15 protein-coding genes are annotated in these 16,683 nt (G+C 71.4%); 12 read left to right on the forward strand and 3 right to left on the reverse strand.

What is annotated here, in order from left to right:
* Position 1: 1 nt before the first annotated feature.
* The 4 genes from NUV38_RS01325 (at position 2) to NUV38_RS01340 (ending at position 3,486) form a co-directional block, all read left to right on the forward strand.
* The gene (locus NUV38_RS01325; RefSeq protein WP_257727401.1) at positions 2-208 is read left to right on the forward strand and encodes a ubiquitin-like protein Pup; all 207 of its coding nucleotides are present in this window, start codon (positions 2-4) and stop codon (positions 206-208) included.
* Between the two features lie 11 nt (positions 209-219).
* Complete coding sequence (gene prcB / locus NUV38_RS01330) at positions 220-1,035, forward strand: proteasome subunit beta (RefSeq protein ID WP_257727454.1); 816 nt, start codon at positions 220-222, stop codon at positions 1,033-1,035.
* Positions 1,036-1,057: 22 nt separating this feature from the next.
* On the forward strand, positions 1,058-1,753 hold the full coding sequence (prcA, locus tag NUV38_RS01335; RefSeq protein WP_257727402.1) for a proteasome subunit alpha: 696 nt from the start codon (positions 1,058-1,060) through the stop codon (positions 1,751-1,753).
* 113 nt (positions 1,754-1,866) lie between these two features.
* A complete protein-coding gene (locus NUV38_RS01340) occupies positions 1,867-3,486 on the forward strand; it encodes an alpha/beta hydrolase (protein ID WP_257727403.1) in 1,620 nt (539 codons plus the stop codon).
* A 34-nt stretch (positions 3,487-3,520) separates the two neighbouring features.
* On the opposite strand, the gene NUV38_RS01345 is transcribed toward NUV38_RS01340, so the two are convergent.
* Positions 3,521-4,501 carry an aldo/keto reductase gene (locus tag NUV38_RS01345; protein WP_257727404.1) on the reverse strand — a complete coding sequence of 327 codons (981 nt, stop codon included), beginning with the start codon at positions 4,499-4,501 and terminating at the stop codon, positions 3,521-3,523.
* Between the two features lie 87 nt (positions 4,502-4,588).
* On the opposite strand from NUV38_RS01345, the gene pafA reads away from it, so the two are divergent.
* The 8 genes from pafA to NUV38_RS01385 all read left to right on the forward strand — a co-directional run bounded on the left by pafA (position 4,589) and on the right by NUV38_RS01385 (position 13,757).
* Positions 4,589-5,950: a Pup--protein ligase gene (gene pafA / locus NUV38_RS01350; RefSeq protein ID WP_257727405.1), complete on the forward strand. Its 1,362-nt coding sequence runs from the start codon at positions 4,589-4,591 to the stop codon at positions 5,948-5,950.
* A 102-nt stretch (positions 5,951-6,052) separates the two neighbouring features.
* Positions 6,053-6,973 carry an FKBP-type peptidyl-prolyl cis-trans isomerase gene (locus NUV38_RS01355; protein ID WP_257727406.1) on the forward strand — a complete coding sequence of 307 codons (921 nt, stop codon included), beginning with the start codon at positions 6,053-6,055 and terminating at the stop codon, positions 6,971-6,973.
* Positions 6,974-6,993: 20 nt separating this feature from the next.
* Positions 6,994-7,962 carry a YafY family protein gene (locus tag NUV38_RS01360; RefSeq protein WP_257727407.1) on the forward strand — a complete coding sequence of 323 codons (969 nt, stop codon included), beginning with the start codon at positions 6,994-6,996 and terminating at the stop codon, positions 7,960-7,962.
* The gene (locus NUV38_RS01365) at positions 7,959-8,924 is read left to right on the forward strand and encodes a YafY family protein (RefSeq protein ID WP_257727408.1); all 966 of its coding nucleotides are present in this window, start codon (positions 7,959-7,961) and stop codon (positions 8,922-8,924) included. Before NUV38_RS01360 ends, NUV38_RS01365 begins: the two co-directional genes overlap by 4 nt.
* A gap of 27 nt (positions 8,925-8,951) precedes the next feature.
* Positions 8,952-9,230, forward strand: coding sequence for a twin-arginine translocase TatA/TatE family subunit (gene tatA, locus NUV38_RS01370; RefSeq protein WP_257727409.1), 279 nt, complete (start codon positions 8,952-8,954; stop codon positions 9,228-9,230).
* A gap of 3 nt (positions 9,231-9,233) precedes the next feature.
* Positions 9,234-10,067: a twin-arginine translocase subunit TatC gene (gene tatC, locus NUV38_RS01375; RefSeq protein ID WP_257727410.1), complete on the forward strand. Its 834-nt coding sequence runs from the start codon at positions 9,234-9,236 to the stop codon at positions 10,065-10,067.
* A 25-nt stretch (positions 10,068-10,092) separates the two neighbouring features.
* Positions 10,093-10,962, forward strand: coding sequence for a YegS/Rv2252/BmrU family lipid kinase (locus tag NUV38_RS01380; RefSeq protein ID WP_257727411.1), 870 nt, complete (start codon positions 10,093-10,095; stop codon positions 10,960-10,962).
* A 23-nt stretch (positions 10,963-10,985) separates the two neighbouring features.
* A complete protein-coding gene (locus NUV38_RS01385; RefSeq protein WP_257727412.1) occupies positions 10,986-13,757 on the forward strand; it encodes an RNA helicase in 2,772 nt (923 codons plus the stop codon).
* On the opposite strand, the gene NUV38_RS01390 is transcribed toward NUV38_RS01385, so the two are convergent.
* Positions 13,747-14,688: a 5'-3' exonuclease gene (locus tag NUV38_RS01390; RefSeq protein ID WP_257727413.1), complete on the reverse strand. Its 942-nt coding sequence runs from the start codon at positions 14,686-14,688 to the stop codon at positions 13,747-13,749. The two genes, NUV38_RS01385 and NUV38_RS01390, sit on opposite strands and share 11 nt — an antisense overlap.
* Before the next feature lie 349 nt (positions 14,689-15,037).
* A complete protein-coding gene (locus tag NUV38_RS01395; protein ID WP_257727414.1) occupies positions 15,038-16,585 on the reverse strand; it encodes a M20/M25/M40 family metallo-hydrolase in 1,548 nt (515 codons plus the stop codon).
* Positions 16,586-16,683 lie beyond the last annotated feature (98 nt).

The raw sequence follows: 16,683 nt of genomic DNA on the forward strand, positions 1-16,683 counted from the left end.
CATGGCCGAGCAGCAGCACAGGAACACGCGCAAGTCCTCCGACGACGAGGAGCAGGTCGAGACCTCCCACGTCGACACCACCCAGGACACCGACCGCAAGGAGAAGCTCGACGACGACGTCGACTCGATCCTCGGCGACATCGACGACGTCCTGGAGGAGAACGCCGAGGAGTTCGTGCGCAGCTTCGTCCAGAAGGGCGGCCAGTGAGCGGCCCCGTGATGCTTCCCGACGGCTACCGGTCGGTGGGAGGCACCTCGTTCGCCGATCTCCTGGCCTCGCAGTCGCCCGAGATGCTCCCCGGTGCGGCCGGCGCCGCCTCCGGTGAGCTCGCCGGCGTCGCGCACGGCACCACGATCGTGGCCGCCACGTTCGACGGCGGTGTGGTGATGGCCGGCGATCGCCGCGCGACGATGGGCAACGTCATCGCGCAGCGCGACATCCAGAAGGTCTTCCCCACCGACGAGTTCTCGTGCGTCGGCATCGCGGGCACGGCGGGCATCGCCATCGAGATGACCCGCCTGTTCCAGGTCGAGCTCGAGCACTACGAGAAGATCGAGGGCGCCACGCTCTCCACCGACGGCAAGGCCAACCGGCTCGCCGCCCTCATCCGCGGCAACCTCGGCATGGCGATGCAGGGTCTCGCGGTCGTGCCGCTCTTCGCCGCCTACGACCTGGTGCAGCAGTGCGGACGCATCTTCGCCTTCGACGTGACGGGCAACAAGAACGAGGAGCGCACCTTCCACTCGGTCGGCTCGGGCTCGACGTTCGCCCGCGGCTCGCTCAAGAAGCTGTACTCGCCCGAGATGGACGAGCGCTCCGCGGTCACCGCCGTCATCCAGGCGCTCTACGACGCCGCGGACGACGACACCGCCACGGGCGGGCCCGACCTGACCCGGCGGATCTTCCCGCTGGTCAGCGTGATCACCGCCGACGGCTACCGCGCCTGGGACGAGACCGAGACCGCCGCCGTGGCCGACGCGGTCATCGGGGGCCGCATGACGCGCCCCGACGGGCCCTCGGCCCCCCTCACCTGAACGCCCCCTCCGGAGGAGCAGCATGACCGCACCGTTCTACGTCTCGCCCGAGCAGCTGATGAAGGATCGGGCCGACTTCGCGCGCAAGGGCATCGCCCGGGGCCGCAGCGTGGTCGTCCTGCAGTACGCCGACGGCATCCTGCTCGTGGCCGAGAACCCGTCGCGCGCGCTGCACAAGATCAGCGAGATCTACGACCGGATCGGCTTCGCCGCGGTCGGACGGTACAACGAGTTCGAGAACCTGCGCATCGCGGGCGTGCGTCTCGCCGACATGCGCGGCTACGCCTACGACCGGCGCGACGTCACCGGCCGCGGCCTGGCCAACGCCTACGCCCAGACCCTCGGCACCATCTTCTCCTCCGGTGGCGAGAAGCCCTACGAGGTGGAGATCTTCGTCGCCGAGGTGGGCGACTCCGTCGAGACCGACACCATCTACCGGCTCATGTACGACGGCTCCGTGGCCGACATCCAGGGCCACGCCGTGATGGGCGGCCAGAGCGACCAGGTCGACGAGCACCTCACCCAGCACTTCACGGCCGGCCTCGACCTCGCCGGTGCCGTGCGCCTCGCCACCCGGGCCCTGGCCTCCGACGCCGATCCCGCCCGCTCGATCGCCGCCGGCGACCTCGAGGCCGCGGTGCTCGACCGCACCCGCACGCAGCCGCGCAAGTTCAAGCGGCTCGACGAGGCGACGATCGCGTCGGCCCTCGCCGGCTGACGCCTGCGCTCCGCCGGAGGGATGAGGCGGGATCGGCCGCGCGACCGATGCGTCGACCCGACCGCGGCGCCTAGCGTCGTGGGGTCACGTCATCGATCCCTCGGGGGGAACCCATGCGACGTCTCCTGTCGTGCGTCACCGCGGCCACGCTGACCGCCGGCCTGCTGGCCACCACCACCGCACCCGCCCAGGCCCGCAGCGGCTCGGAGCAGGAGCGGCTCGACCGCATCGCCACGCCCTCGCTGGACTGGGGGGCCTGCGGCGCGGGCGCGCCGGCGGGCTTCGAGTGCGCCACCGTCGAGCTGCCCACCGACTACGACCGGCCACGCGGCGCGACCACCAGCGTCGCGCTCACCCGCCTCCCGGCGAGCGACCCGGACGCGCGGAAGGGCAGCCTGTTCTTCAACTTCGGCGGCCCCGGCGGCGAGGGTGTCTCGACCCTGCACCAGATCTCCGACCTCGTCGTCACGCCCGGGGTGCGCGAGCGGTACGACCTCGTCGGGTTCGACCCGCGCGGTGTCGGCCTCTCCGACCCCGCGCTCTGCTACGACGACGCGGCGGACGAGGCGGCCGCGCTCGAGGGTCTCCCGGCGTTCCCGATCACCCGGGCCGAGGAGCGCGCCTTCGTCCGCCAGTCGGCACGGATCGCCCGCGCCTGCCGCGACGAGGCCGGTGACGTCATCCGGCACGCGTCCACCGCGAACGTGGCACGGGACCTCGAGCTCCTGCGTCGTGCCGTGGGCGACGACGCGCTCGCCTACCAGGGCTACTCCTACGGCACCTACCTCGGCGCGACCTACGCCCGCCTGTTCCCGGACCGGGTCGGCTCGATGGTGCTCGACGGCACCGTCGACGTGGACGCCTACTCCGGTGCGAACCGCGACCCGCGCTCCGTCGGCGCACGTCTCGCCCAGGGTCCGGCCGCCGAGGAGGTCTTCGACCAGTTCCTCGAGCAGTGCCGCGAGGCCGGCGACCGCTGCTCCCTCAACGCGCTGGGTGATCCCTCGGACGTCGTCCGCGAGCTCCTCGAGCGGCTGAGGACGCAGCCCGTGACGCTCGACGTCCAGGGCACCGCGGTCGAGTACACCTACTCGCTGGCGATCTCCTCGATCTTCCTCCAGCTCTACTCGCCGAGCGCGTTCGCCGGTCTCTCGGACTTCCTCGTGCTCCTCGCCCAGGGCGGTGGCGAGCCGTCGACGACGCTGCAGCGGCAGCTGGCCCCGGCCCAGGAGCGCTACACCTCGCTGGGCAGCTCGTTGGCGCAGCTGTGCGTCGACTCCCGCTCGACCCTCCCGGCCGCCGCGTATCCCGTGCTCGCCGACCGGGAGGACCGCCTCGCGCCGCGGTTCGGACGCTTCCGCAGCTGGGTCGGCGTCCAGTGCCCGCAGATCGGCCTGCGGGACGCCGACGCCTTCACCGGGCCGTGGACGCAGACCACCGCCGCGGACGTCCTGGTGATCGGCACGCGCTTCGACCCGGCGACGCCGTACGCGAACACCCGACCCTTCGCCGAGAACTTCGGGGACGCCCGCGTGCTCACGGTCGAGGGCTACGGCCACACGACGCTCGGGGTCAGCACGTGCGCCGACTCCGTCGTCGAGCGCTACCTGGTGGACGGGGACGCGCCGGACGACGGGGCGACGTGCGCGCAGGACCGTGCCCCGTTCGCGGAGCAGCCCGCCACCCGGGGCGCCCCGGCGCCCAGCCTGCCGGCACCGCTGCCCGGGCTCTGAGCCGCACCCCGACGACGTCCGCCCCCGCTGGGACTCACCAGCGGGGGTGGACGGCCTCCCGCAGGCGGGTGTCGTAGATGCGCCGGACGCCCTCGAGCAGCTCGGGCCCGACGTCGACGGCGGCGGCGCGCGCGTTGGCGCGGGCCTGCTCGGGGGAACGGGCGCCGGGGATGACCGTGCTCACGTCCTCCTGGGCGACGACCCAGGCGACGGCGGCCTGGGCCGGGGTCACGCCCTGGGGGACCAGGTCGGTGAACTCACGGGCCGCCTGCACCCCGACCTCGTAGTCGACGCCCGAGAAGGTCTCGCCGACGTCGAACGCCTCGCCCTGGCGGTTGTACGAGCGGTGGTCGTCCTCGGCGAAGGTGGTCTCGACCGTGTAGCGCCCGCTCAGCAGGCCACTGGCCAGCGGCACCCGCGCGACGATGCCGACGCCGGCCGCCCGCGCAGCAGGGAGGACCTCGTCGAGCGGCTTGAGCCGGAAGGCGTTGAGGATGATCTGCACCGTCGCGACCCCCGGTCGCGCGATCGCGGCGAGCGCCTGGTCGCACGTCTCGACGCTCACGCCGTACGCGGAGATGACGCCCTCGGAGACGAGCGTGTCCAGGGCGTCGTACACCTCGTCGTCGGTCACGACCGCGCTCGGGGGGCAGTGCAGCTGGACGAGGTCCAGCGTGTCGACGCCGAGGTTGCTGCGCGAGCGGTCGGTCCAGGCGCGGAAGTTGTCCATGACGTAGTTCTCGGGCACCTGGTCGAGCCGGCGGCCCATCTTGGTGGCCACCGTGAGGTCGAGGTCGGGACGCGCTCGCCGGAAGTCCGCGATGGCCTGCTCGCTGCGTCCGTCGCCGTACACGTCGGCCGTGTCGAGGAACGTCACTCCCGAGTCCACGGCGGCGTCCAGCACGGCCCGGGCGTCGTCGCGGCTCACGTCGCCCCAGTCCGCTCCGAGCTGCCACGTGCCGAGTCCGACGACCGAGACCTCGCGGCCGGTCCTGCCAAGCGTCCTGTGCTCCATGCCGCCGACCCTACGGGCGCGCCACGACTCGCGCCCGACCACGTGCGTCGACCCCCGCGGCCACCCACCCGCGACTAGGCTGGCGTCATGGACCGGCGGATCTTCGGGATCGAGAACGAGTACGGCGTCACCTGCTCGTTCAAGGGCCAGCGCAGGCTCTCTCCCGACGAGGTCGCCCGCTACCTCTTCCGCCGCGTGGTGTCCTGGGGGCGCAGCAGCAACGTCTTCCTCCGCAACGGCGCACGGCTGTACCTCGACGTCGGCAGCCACCCCGAGTACGCCACCCCCGAGTGCGACGACCTGATCGACCTGGTCACGCACGACCGCGCGGGGGAGCGGATCCTCGAGGGCCTCATGCTCGACGCCCAGCAGCGCCTGGCCGACGACGGCGTGGACGGCGACATCTACCTGTTCAAGAACAACACCGACTCTGCCGGCAACTCCTACGGCTGCCACGAGAACTACCTCGTCGGACGAGGCGGCGAGTTCAGCCGGCTGGCCGACGTGCTCATCCCGTTCCTCGTCTCGCGACAGATCATCTGCGGCGCGGGCAAGGTCCAGCAGACGCCCCGCGGCACGATCTTCTCGGTCAGCCAGCGCGCCGAGCACATCTGGGAGGGCGTCTCGAGCGCCACCACCCGGTCGCGGCCGATCATCAACACCCGCGACGAGCCGCACGCCGACGCCGAACGCTTCCGCCGGCTGCACGTCATCGTCGGCGACTCCAACATGAGCGAGACCACGACGTTGCTCAAGGTCGCCACCACCGACCTGGTCCTGCGCATGATCGAGGCGGGCGTCACGATGCGCGACATGACGCTGGAGAACCCGATCCGGGCGATCCGCGAGATCTCCCACGACATGACCGGACGGCGCAAGGTCCAGCTCGCCAACGGCCGTGAGCTCTCCGCCCTGGAGATCCAGGCGGAGTACTTCGGCAAGGCCGCCGAGTTCGTCGACCGGCACGGACTGCACACCCCCACCATCGACCGCACGATGGACCTGTGGGAGCGGACCCTCAAGGCCGTGGAGTCCGAGGACCTGTCCCTCGTCGAGCGCGAGATCGACTGGGTCATCAAGTTCCGCCTGCTCGACCGCTACCGCACGGCGCACGGCCTGAGCTGGGCAGATCCGCGGATCGCGCAGCTGGACCTGGCCTACCACGACATCCGTCGCGACCGCGGCATCTTCTACCTGCTGCAGAACCGCGGAGCGGTCGCGCGGGTGACCACCGACCTGGGGGTCTTCCAGGCCAAGTCGGTGCCACCGCAGACCACCCGGGCGCGGCTGCGCGGCGACTTCATCAAGCGCGCCCAGGAGCGCCGGCGCGACTTCACCGTCGACTGGGTGCACCTCAAGCTCAACGACCAGGCCCAGCGCACGGTGCTCTGCAAGGACCCGTTCCGCTCCGCCGACGACCGCGTGCAGCGGCTCATCGACGGCATGTGACGCAGCGCCCGACCCCACGGCCGATGCACGGTCACCGCTCAGGATCCTCTTGGGCGCCCGGGCTACGGTGATCGAGGCCATCACCCCGACGAAAGTGCTCCCGTGCGTCGAAACCTTGCGATCGTCCTGACCTCCGCCCTCGTCCTGGTCGGCTGCGGCTCCGGCTCCGGTGGGGGCCTCGACGCCGTCGAGGTCGGCTCGAGCAAGAACCCGAGCGTCACGGTCCCGGAGGACTTCACCACCGACTCCACGCAGACGCGGGTCGTCAACGAGGGCAGCGGCGACGAGGTCGAGGACGGCGACACCGTCAAGCTCAACTACGTGGCCGTCAACGGTCGCACCGGCAAGCAGTTCGACAACTCGTTCAAGGCCGAGAGCCCGCTCACGACGCAGCTCACCGAGGGGAGCGTGCTGACCGGGTTCGTCAAGGGCCTGACCGGCCAGAAGGTCGGCAGCCGGGTGCTGGTCGCCATCCCGCCGAAGGACGGCTTCGCCGAGGGCCAGGCGCGCGACCAGGCCGAGCAGACGCTCGGCGTCAAGGCCGACGACACCATGGTGTTCCTGTTCGACATCGTCGCCAAGGTCCCCACCGAGGCGAAGGGTGTGGCCGAGAAGCTGCCCAAGACCGTCCCCTCGATCACCCTGAAGGACGACAAGCCGGCGGGGTTCGAGACCAGTGGCGACGTGACGAAGGACCCCAAGAAGGCGGCTGCCTACGTCGCGATCAAGGGCGACGGCGAGAAGGTCGCCAAGGGGGCCAGCATCACGGCGCACTACGTCGGCCAGGTCTACCCCGACGGCAAGGTGTTCGACAGCAGCTGGGACCGCGGTACGCCGTCGACGTTCTCGCTCGACCAGGTCATCGCCTGCTGGAAGGACCTCCTGCCCGGCCAGACGATCGGCAGCCGCGTGGTCCTGGTGTGCCCCGCCGACTCCGCGTACGGCGACAGCCCGCAGGAGGGCAGCGGCATCGAGCCCGGCGACACGCTGACCTTCGCGATCGACCTGCTGGACGCCTCCTGACCGTCTGACATGCTGGGGGCGTGGCCGACCGCAAGACCGAGAGGTTGATGAACCTCATCTTCACCCTGCTCGTCACCCGTCAGTACCTGTCCAAGGAACAGATCCGCCAGGCGATCGCGGACTACCGCGCCTCGACCCAGGTGGCCTTCGAGCGCAAGTTCGAGCGCGACAAGGAAGAGCTGCGCGAGCTCGGCATCGCCGTCGAGACCGGCACCAACGACAAGTACTTCGACGACGAGCCCGGCTACCGGATCCGACGCGACGCCGCCGAGCTGCCCGACCTCGACCTCACCCGCGAGGAGGCCGCCGTGCTCGGGCTGGCCGCGCAGGTGTGGGAGCACGCCGGCCTCGCCACCAGCTCCACGTCGGCCCTCGTCAAGCTCAAGGCTGCAGGTGTCGCGGTCGACACCGACGTGCTGCGCATGGCCGAGCCCAAGCTGTCGGCCCACGAGCCCGCCTTCGAGGCGGCCCTCGACGCCGCCACCCGTCGGATCCCCGTGCGCTTCGAGTACCGCCGTCCCGGCGCCGAGGCCACACAGCGGCGGGTCCTGCCGTGGCGGATCCTGTCCTGGCGCGGCCGGTGGTACCTCGTCGGCCACGACGTCGACCGTGACTCGCCGCGCATGTTCCGTCTCTCCCGCGTCGTCGGGGACCTCGAGCACGACGGCGAGCCCGGCGCGTTCGAGCGTCCGGCCGAGGATGTCGTGTCCGCGGCCGCCACCGCCCTCTTCCCCCGTCCGTCCGACCGCACCGCACGCCTCAGCGTCGCGCCGGCCCGGGCGAACGCCCTGCGGCGCAGCGCCACCTCCGTCACGCCGGGCGACGACGGTCGCGACGAGCTCGTCGTCCCGTTCTCCACCGGCTGGGACCTCGCCGCCGAGATCGCCTCGTACGGGCCCGACGTCGTCGTCCTCGACCCGCCCGAGCTGCGTGACCAGGTGATCGGCCGCCTGCGCGCCGTGCTCGAGGCCGCGGGGGCGGCGTCGTGAGCCGTCCGACGAACCGCTCCGCGCAGCAGGTCGTGCGGATGCTCGCGCTCGTGCCGTACCTGCAGGGCAACGACGGGGTGCCGGTCCACGACGTCGCCCGCGAGTTCGGTGTCGCGCCCAAGCAGATCCGTGACGACCTGCGCCTGCTCATGTTCACCGGGGTGGGGGAGTACGCCGGCGAGCTCATCGACGTCGACCTCGCCGCCCTCGAGGGCGACGACGTCATCCACATCCGCGACGCCGAGTTCCTGTCCCGACCCCTGCGCCTGACCGCCGACGAGGGCATCGCGCTCGTCGCCGCACTGCGCACCCTGCGCGCGTCGGCCGCCGGTCCGCAGCTGCCGATCGTCGACGCCGCCCTGGCCAAGCTGGAGACCGCCGTGGCCGGCGACACCGCCGTCGAGGCCGTCGACGTGCACGTCGCCGAGGTCGATCCCGCCATCCGCGACACCGTGGCCGCCGCACTGGCCGACGGCCGCCGTCTGGAGCTGGACTACGCCACCGACTCCCGCGACGACGTCACGACCCGTCAGGTCGACCCTCAGCAGCTGTTCGCCCGGCAGGGCCACACCTACCTCGAGGCCTACTGCCTGCGCGCCGAGGACGTCCGGTTCTTCCGGCTCGACCGCATCACGCGCGCCGTCGACACCGGCCGGGCGGTCGAGCGCCACGACACCACCACCCGCGACCTCGGCGACGAGCTGTTCGCCGTGAGCGACCAGACCCCGTCGGCCGTCCTCGACCTCGACCCGGCTGCGCACTGGCTCACCGAGTACTACCAGGTCGAGGAGCTCGGCGAGGTCGACGGCCGCCGCCGCGTGCGCCTGTACGGGGGCGACGAGGCCTGGCTGCGTCGACTCGTGCTGCGCAACGGCGGCACGGTCCACGTCGTCGAGCCACGCACACTGCGCGGACAGGTGATGGACACGGCGCGTTCAGCACTCGCCGCGTACGATGGTTGAGACCGCACCCGACGAAAGAGACATCCCATGTTCAGGCAGATCGGCCCTACGGAGATCCTCCTCATCCTCGGCGTGGTCCTGCTGCTGTTCGGCGGCCGCAAGCTCCCCGAGCTCGCCCGCGGGTCCGGACGTGCCCTGCGGATCTTCAAGTCCGAGGTCAAGGAGCTGAACGACGGCGACGACAAGCGCGACGACACCGACGCGGCCGCCGCCTCCGACCCGACCGTGCGTCCCGACCAGCTGGCCGACGACCTCACGGTGCGCCCCGAGCCGGTGCGCCGCGACTCCACGCCCGAGCAGGGCTAGGGCTTGGCCGCGATCAGCGGCACGCCGTCCGGGGCCACGGGCGGCACCATGCCGCTCGTGGAGCACCTCCGCGAGCTCCGGACGCGACTCACGCGCGCCGTGCTCGCGATCCTCGTCTTCACCATCCTGGGCTTCGTCTTCTACGGCCCGATCCTGGACTTCCTCACGCAGCCGTACAACGACATGCGCCCGATCCTGCAGACGCAGGGGATCGAGTCCGAGCTGGTGATCACCGGCGTCGGCGGCGCGTTCCAGTTCCAGCTCAAGATCTCGCTGGTCTTCGGCCTGCTGGCCTCGAGCCCGCTGTGGCTGTGGCAGCTGTGGGCGTTCATCCTGCCGGCGATGCACCGGCACGAGAAGAAGTGGGCGGCCATCCTCGCCGGCACGGGCGCCCCGCTGTTCGTCGGTGGCGCCGCCCTGGCCTACGTCGTGCTGCCGAAGGCGATGGAGATCCTCATCGGGTTCGTGCCCGACGGGTTCGGCAGCCTCGTGACCGGGGCCGAGTACTTCGACTTCATCATCAAGATGCTGCTGGTCTTCGGCGTCGCCGCCGAGATCCCGCTCGTCGTGGTCATGCTGAACCGGCTCGGCATCGTGTCGGCGAAGCAGCTGGCGTCGGCGCGGCCCTGGACGATCATCGGCATCTTCGTGTTCGCCGCGATCGCCACGCCCACCACCGACCCGCTCACCATGCTCTTCCTGGCCGCACCCATGACGATCCTGTACCTCATCGCCGAGGTGATCACGAAGATCACGGACCGTCGCCGCGGACGCGCCGCGATCGACGAGGTCGACGACGACGAGGCGTCCCCGCTGGACCGACCTCCTGCCGTCTGAGGTGCACGCGGTCTAGGCTGCGGCCATGCTCGTGACGCTCGTCGTGAACCCGGTCTCGGGCAAGCAGCGCGGCGAGCAGATCGCGCGGGACGCGGGGGAGCGTCTGTCCCGCGCCGGACACGACGTGGTGCGGGTGCACAGCGCCGACGGCGCCCAGGCACGTGCTGCCGTCGCGGCCGAGGTCGACGCGGGCGCCGAGCTCGTGCTCGTCGTCGGAGGTGACGGCCTGCTGCACGACGTGTTGCCCGCGCTCACCGCGGCCGACGTCACCATCGGCCTGCTGCCCGCCGGCACCGGCAACGACACCGCACGGTCCCTCGGGATCCCGGTGGGGGACGCCGACGCCGCGCTCGACGTCGTCCTGTCGGGCCGCACGCGCACGATCGACCTCGCGGACACCGACCACGGGCCGGTCGTCACCGTCGTGGCGTCGGGGTTCGACTCCAAGGTCAACGAGCGCGCCAACGCGATGCGCTGGCCCCGCGGCAACATGCGCTACAACCTCGCGATCCTCGCCGAGCTCCGCGCGTTCTCCCCGCTGCCGTTCACGCTGACCCTCGACGGCGTCCGGCTCGACACCGAGGCCATGCTCGTGGCCGTGGGCAACGGACCGTCGTTCGGCGGGGGACTGAGGATCGCCGAGGGAGCGGTGCTCGACGACGGGCTGCTCGACGTCTGCATCATCCGGCCGGTCAGCAAGGCGAAGCTCGTCCGCGTGTTCCCGCGGCTGTACCGCGGGACGCACGTGGATCTCCCGGAGTTCGAGCGGCACCTGGTCCGCGAGGCCGTCCTGGAGTGCCCGGGCATCGTCGCGTACGGCGACGGCGAGCGTCTCGGCCCGCTTCCGATGACGACCCGTGTGCGCCCCGCCGCGTTGCGCGTCCTCGTTCCGTAGCCGCGATCCGTAGGCTGGGGAGCATGACGAGCCCGGCCGAGAAGTTCGCCCAGGCCACGGCCTCGCGTCGCCACCCCCACCTCGCCGAGTTCCGTGGTCTCTACGGCTTCACCCTCGACCCCTTCCAGGTCGAGGCGTGCCACGAGGTCGAGGACGGGCGCGGGGTCCTGGTCGCGGCTCCGACGGGCTCCGGCAAGACGCTCGTCGGTGAGTTCGCGGTGCACCTCGCCCTCGCGACGGGGCGCAAGTGCTTCTACACCACCCCGATCAAGGCGCTGTCGAACCAGAAGTTCCACGACCTCGTCGAGCGCTACGGTGCCGACCGCGTGGGGCTGCTGACCGGCGACAGCACCGTCAACGGGGAGGCTCCCGTGGTGGTCATGACCACCGAGGTGCTGCGCAACATGCTCTACGCCGGGTCGCGCACGCTCGACGGGCTCGGCTTCGTGGTGATGGACGAGGTGCACTACCTCGCCGACCGGTTCCGCGGCGCGGTGTGGGAAGAGGTCATCATCGGGCTGCCCGAGTCGGTCAGCGTGATCTCGCTGTCGGCCACGGTCTCCAACGCCGAGGAGTTCGGCGATTGGCTCAGCGAGGTCCGTGGGTCCACCACCACCATCGTCGAGGAGCGGCGACCGGTCCCGCTCCACCAGCACGTGCTCGTGGGTCGCAAGCTGTTCCCGCTGTTCGAGGACGACGAGGCCGAGTCGGCGCCCGGTGGCGACCCGGCGCGGGTGAACCGCCAGCTCGAGAGCATGGCCCGGCAGGACTGGCAGCTCGACCGGGCGCGCAAGGGCGGAGGTCGTGGACGGCCGGCCAAGGGGCACCGCCGTCCGCAGAGTCGCCACCGCACCCCCAGCCGCGTGGAGACGGTCGACAAGCTGGCCGCGGAAGGCCTGCTCCCCGCCATCGTCTTCGTGTTCAGCCGCGCCGGCTGCGCCGCTGCCGTCCAGCAGGTGCTCGACGCCCGCACGATGCTCACGACCCCGGAGGAGCGGCGAGAGATCGAGGCACGCGTCGACGAGGCGTGTGCCCACCTGCCCGACGAGGACCTGCACGTGCTCGGCTTCCACGAGCTGCGTGACGGCCTCGGCCGTGGCGTCGCGGCCCACCACGCGGGCATGCTGCCGGCGTTCAAGGAGGTCGTGGAGCAGCTGTTCAGCGACGGGCTCGTCAAGGTCGTCTTCGCCACCGAGACCCTGGCCCTGGGCATCAACATGCCGGCGCGCTCGGTGGTGATCGAACGGCTGACCAAGTGGAACGGTGAGGCCCACGTCAACGTCACGCCGGGGGAGTACACCCAGCTCACCGGCCGCGCCGGGCGCCGCGGCATCGACGTCGAGGGGCACGGGGTGGTGCTGTGGCAGCCCGAGCTGGACCCCCGGCAAGTCGCCGGACTCGCGTCGACCCGCACCTATCCGCTCAACTCCTCGTTCCGTCCGTCGTACAACATGGCGGTGAACCTCGTCGACCAGATGGGCCGACGACCCGCCGGCGAGCTGCTCGAGCAGTCGTTCGCCCAGTTCCAGGCCGACCGCGCCGTGGTCGGGATGGTGCGCCAGATCAAGAAGGCCGACGACGCCCTCGACGGGTACCGCGACGCCGCGCAGTGCCACCTCGGGGACTTCCTCGAGTACGCGCGACTGCGCCGCGACCTCAAGGACGTGGAGTCCTCGGGCGCGCGTCAGCGCAAGGTGGACCGGCGCCAGGACGCCGTCGCCTCTCTGGCGCGGTTGAAGGTCGGCGACGTCATCAACGTCCCCGGCGGCAAGTTCGCCGGTCTCGCGGTCGTCCTCGACCCCGGCGTCGCGGGTTCGGCCGAGGCACCGCGCCCGCTGGTGCTGACGGCGAGCCGCCACTCACGCCGGCTCGGGCCGGTCGACTTCCCGGTGCCGGTGGAGCCGATCACCCGCATGCGGATCCCCAAGTCGTTCAATGCTCGCAACGCCCAGGCCCGTCGCGACCTCGCCTCGACCCTGCGCAACCGCGCCGAGGGCCTGCGCTGGCAGCAGGACACCGGCTACCGTGCCGACCGACCCACCGAACGGGTGGTGGACGACCGCACCGATCCGCGCGTCGCCGAGCTCCGGGCCGCCATGAAGGCGCACCCGTGCCACGCGTGCCCCGACCGTGAGGCTCACGCCCGCTGGGCCGAGCGGTACACCAAGCTCGAGCGTGACACCGAGCAGCAGCGCCGTCGCATCGAGCAGCGCACCAACACGGTCGCCCGTCAGTTCGACCGGGTGTGCGAGGTGCTCGACGACCTCGGCTACCTCGACGGCGACGTCGTGACCGACGACGGCCGGCGGCTCCAGCGTCTCTACAGCGAGCTCGACCTGCTGGTCAGCGAGTGCCTGCGTCGGGGGGTCTGGGACGGCCTGGACGCCGGCCAGCTCGCGGCCGTCCTGTCGGGCCTGACCTTCGAGAGCCGCAAGGACGACCCGCCCGCGCCGCGGTTCCCCGACCGCACGACCCTCGACGTCGCCGACGAGATGGCCTCACTGTGCTCCGACCTGCAGGCGCTGGAGCGTCAGCACCGGGTCAGGTTCCTCTCGACCCCGGACTTCGGGTTCGCGGAGACCGCCGCTGCGTGGGTCGGCGGGGCGACCCTGGACGAGGTCCTGCGGACCACCGGCATGGCCGCAGGCGACTTCGTGCGCACCATGAAGCAGCTCATCGACCTCGTCGCCCAGGTCGCCGACGCCGCCGGTCCCGGACCGTTGCGCACGACCGCCCGGCAGACGCTCGACGGCCTGCGGCGCGGCGTGGTGGCCTACTCCTCGCTCAGCGGCTGAGCGCCTCCACGAGACGCTCCGGCACGCCGCCGAGGCCCCACCGCGCCCCGAACGCCTCGAGGGCGTCGCGCTGCTCGGGGGACAGCGGGGCGAGCGGCCGCACGACGTCGGTGCTGCACACGTCGTCGCGCACCCGCACGACCTGACGCATGACGTCGATCAGCTCGCGGGTGTCCAGCAGCGACTGCCGGACCCGCGGCTTGATCGAGGAGTCCGGGTCCTGGGCGGCCGCGACGATGCCGTCGAGGTCGTGGAACTCGCCCAGCAGGGTCGCGGCGGTCTTCTCGCCGATGCCGGCGACACCGGGGATGCCGTCGGACGTGTCACCGCGCATGGTCGCGAAGTCGGCGTACTGCTGCGGCTCCACGCCGTACTTGGCACGGATCCACGCGGCGTCGACCACGTCGGCCGACGAGACCCCTCGCGCCGTGTAGAGCACGCGCACCTCCGCGTCGTCGTCGACGAGCTGGAACAGGTCGCGGTCGCCGGTGACCACGTCGACCGGGCCGTCCCACGCCTGCGCGAGCGTGCCGATGACGTCGTCGGCCTCGGCGCCCTGCCTGCCGACCACGGGGATGCCGAGGATGCCCAACGCCTCGGCGATGAGGGGGACCTGCGGGCTCAGGAGCTCCGGCGACTCCTCCGCCACCACCTCGCCTGAGCCGGGGTCGGCGGCCTCGGCCACGCGGTGCGTCTTGTACGACGGCAGCAGGTCGACCCGCCACTGCGGACGCCAGTCGTCGTCCCAGCACGCCACGACGGCGTCGGGGTGGTGCTGGTCGACGAGGGTCGAGACGAAGTCGAGGAGGCCGCGCAACGCGTTGACGACCGTGCCGTCGGGCGCCTTGAACGAGTCGGGCACCCCGTAGAAGGCGCGGAAGTACAGGCTGGCGGAGTCGAGAAGCAGGAGTCTCTGAGGGGCCGGGGTCACGCTGCCAGGTTAGCCGCGGGGGAGGGCGTCACTGGGTTCGCGCGGCAGATCCAGAAACCTCGCCGTTGGGCTGGGCCCGAGCCCGCCCGAGGCGCGCCTACCCGGCAAGGTGCGTCCTGCCCGCCGTTCGTGAGGGTGGCTGCCCGTTCGAGCCGGGCCGGGTCGTCACACCGTGGCCCGCGCATCGTTCCCTCACGAATGCACGGGAAGCATTCCGTGCATCCATGAGATGTGCGTGCGTGGCGGGAGATTTCCAGACCGACCTCGGACCTGCGGATCGGAATCGACGCGAACGCGCGACAACGCCCTCCTGGCGGGGCCGGGAGGGCGATGTCACGGGCACTGGATGTCAGCGCTGGGCCTGCGGGCCCTTCGTGACGGCCGGAGCCTTCTTGGCGCTCGTGCGGACCTTGGCCCGCGCGGCGTCGCCGTAGAGGCCCTTCTTCGACAGCGCGAGCGTCGCGGTGGCGTGCGCCGCCCCGTCGCTCAGCTGGCCGAGGACGGTCGTGTTGATGTTGGTGATGTCGTCGGCGGCCGAGTGGTAGTTCTGGTCGAGCGTCTCGCCCGCCGTCCCTCCGTAGATCGCGGCCTGCTCCGGCGTCTTGACGTCGTCGGCACCGCTGAACAGGCCGCCGGCCGGGATGCCGTACTGGATGAACGGTCCGTAGTCGGAGCGACCGTCGAACGCGGTCGGATCGGTCTCGAGGCCCGAGCCGTCGAAGAAGTCCGTGAAGACCTTCTCGATCTGGCCCGACCCGGCGGGACCGGCAGCGCCGAAGGCCGAGCCGTCCCCGTCGTAGACCAGGCGGACGAAGTTGGGCGAGCCCAGCATGTCGAAGTTCAGGTTCGCGTAGATCTTCGAACGGTTCGTGTCGGACAGCGTGTCGACGTAGTGCTGCGAGCCCAGCAGGCCCAGCTCCTCGGCACCCCAGAAGGCGAAGCGGACGGGGCGCTGTGCCTTCTTGGTGTAGCCGGTCTTCGCCATCTGCTCGGCGATCTCGAGGATCGCCGCGGTGCCGGTGCCGTTGTCGTTGATGCCCGCACCCTCCGGGACGGAGTCCAGGTGGGCACCGACCACGACGACCTGGTCGTCGTTCTTGGTGCGCTTCGGCCAGTCGGCGATCAGGTTGTGCGTCTCACGCTCGAGGTCGGTCACGGTGTCCGTCGTGACGCGAGCCGTGGCGCCGCCGGAGCGTGCGTCCTGGACGAGGGCGACGGCGTCGTCGTAGGACAGGCCCACGACAGGCACGTCGACCGGCGCACCCAAGGTGCCCACGGCGAGCTCGGTGCGCTCGGGGTTGCCCTCGTTGAAGATGATCACGGCGTCGTAGCCGGCAGCCTTCGCGTTGGCCGCCTTGACGCCGAAGTCGCAGGTGCCGCGCTGGACCAGCGCGATCGCGGGATCCGCGGGGGCCGCCGCGAAGTCCGACGCCTCGCAGCCGGAGGTGCTGCTCGGCTCGGGCGTGGCCGGGATGACGACGTCCTTCGTCGGCACGACCGTGCCGGTGACCGAACCCGACCCGGAGTACGTGAACACGGCCGTCTCGAGCGTCTTCTCACCCGGCGTGAGCTGGGTCAGCGTGGCCGGGCTGTTCTCGGCGAAGAACGGGAAGGTGAACGTCTGCTTGCGCACGGTGTAGCCCGCCGCACGCAGCGTCTTGGCGACGTAGGCCGAGGACGCGTCGTAGCCGGGCAGTCCGGACGCGCGGTTGCCGCCGTTGCGGTTGGCGATGGTCTGCAACTGGCGCAGGTGCTGGAGCACCCCGTTGACCTGCACCGCCTTGGTCAGCGTGGTGGTGTCGACCTCGCCCTTCGAGCCGCCGGCGAGTGCCGGTGACGCGGAGACGAGCCCGGCGGACAGGACGACGGCTGCTGTGGCAGCGACGATCTTGCGCATGGGACCCCCCGATCCTCGATGTGATGTACGCCTCACCCTAGGCGAAGACTGCCGTGAGGGCACCTGTCGACGGTCGTGCGTTGGCCCACGACGTAGGC

Origin of the sequence: Aeromicrobium sp. 50.2.37 (assembly GCF_024655735.1) — a bacterium.
Lineage (GTDB): Bacteria > Actinomycetota > Actinomycetes > Propionibacteriales > Nocardioidaceae > Aeromicrobium.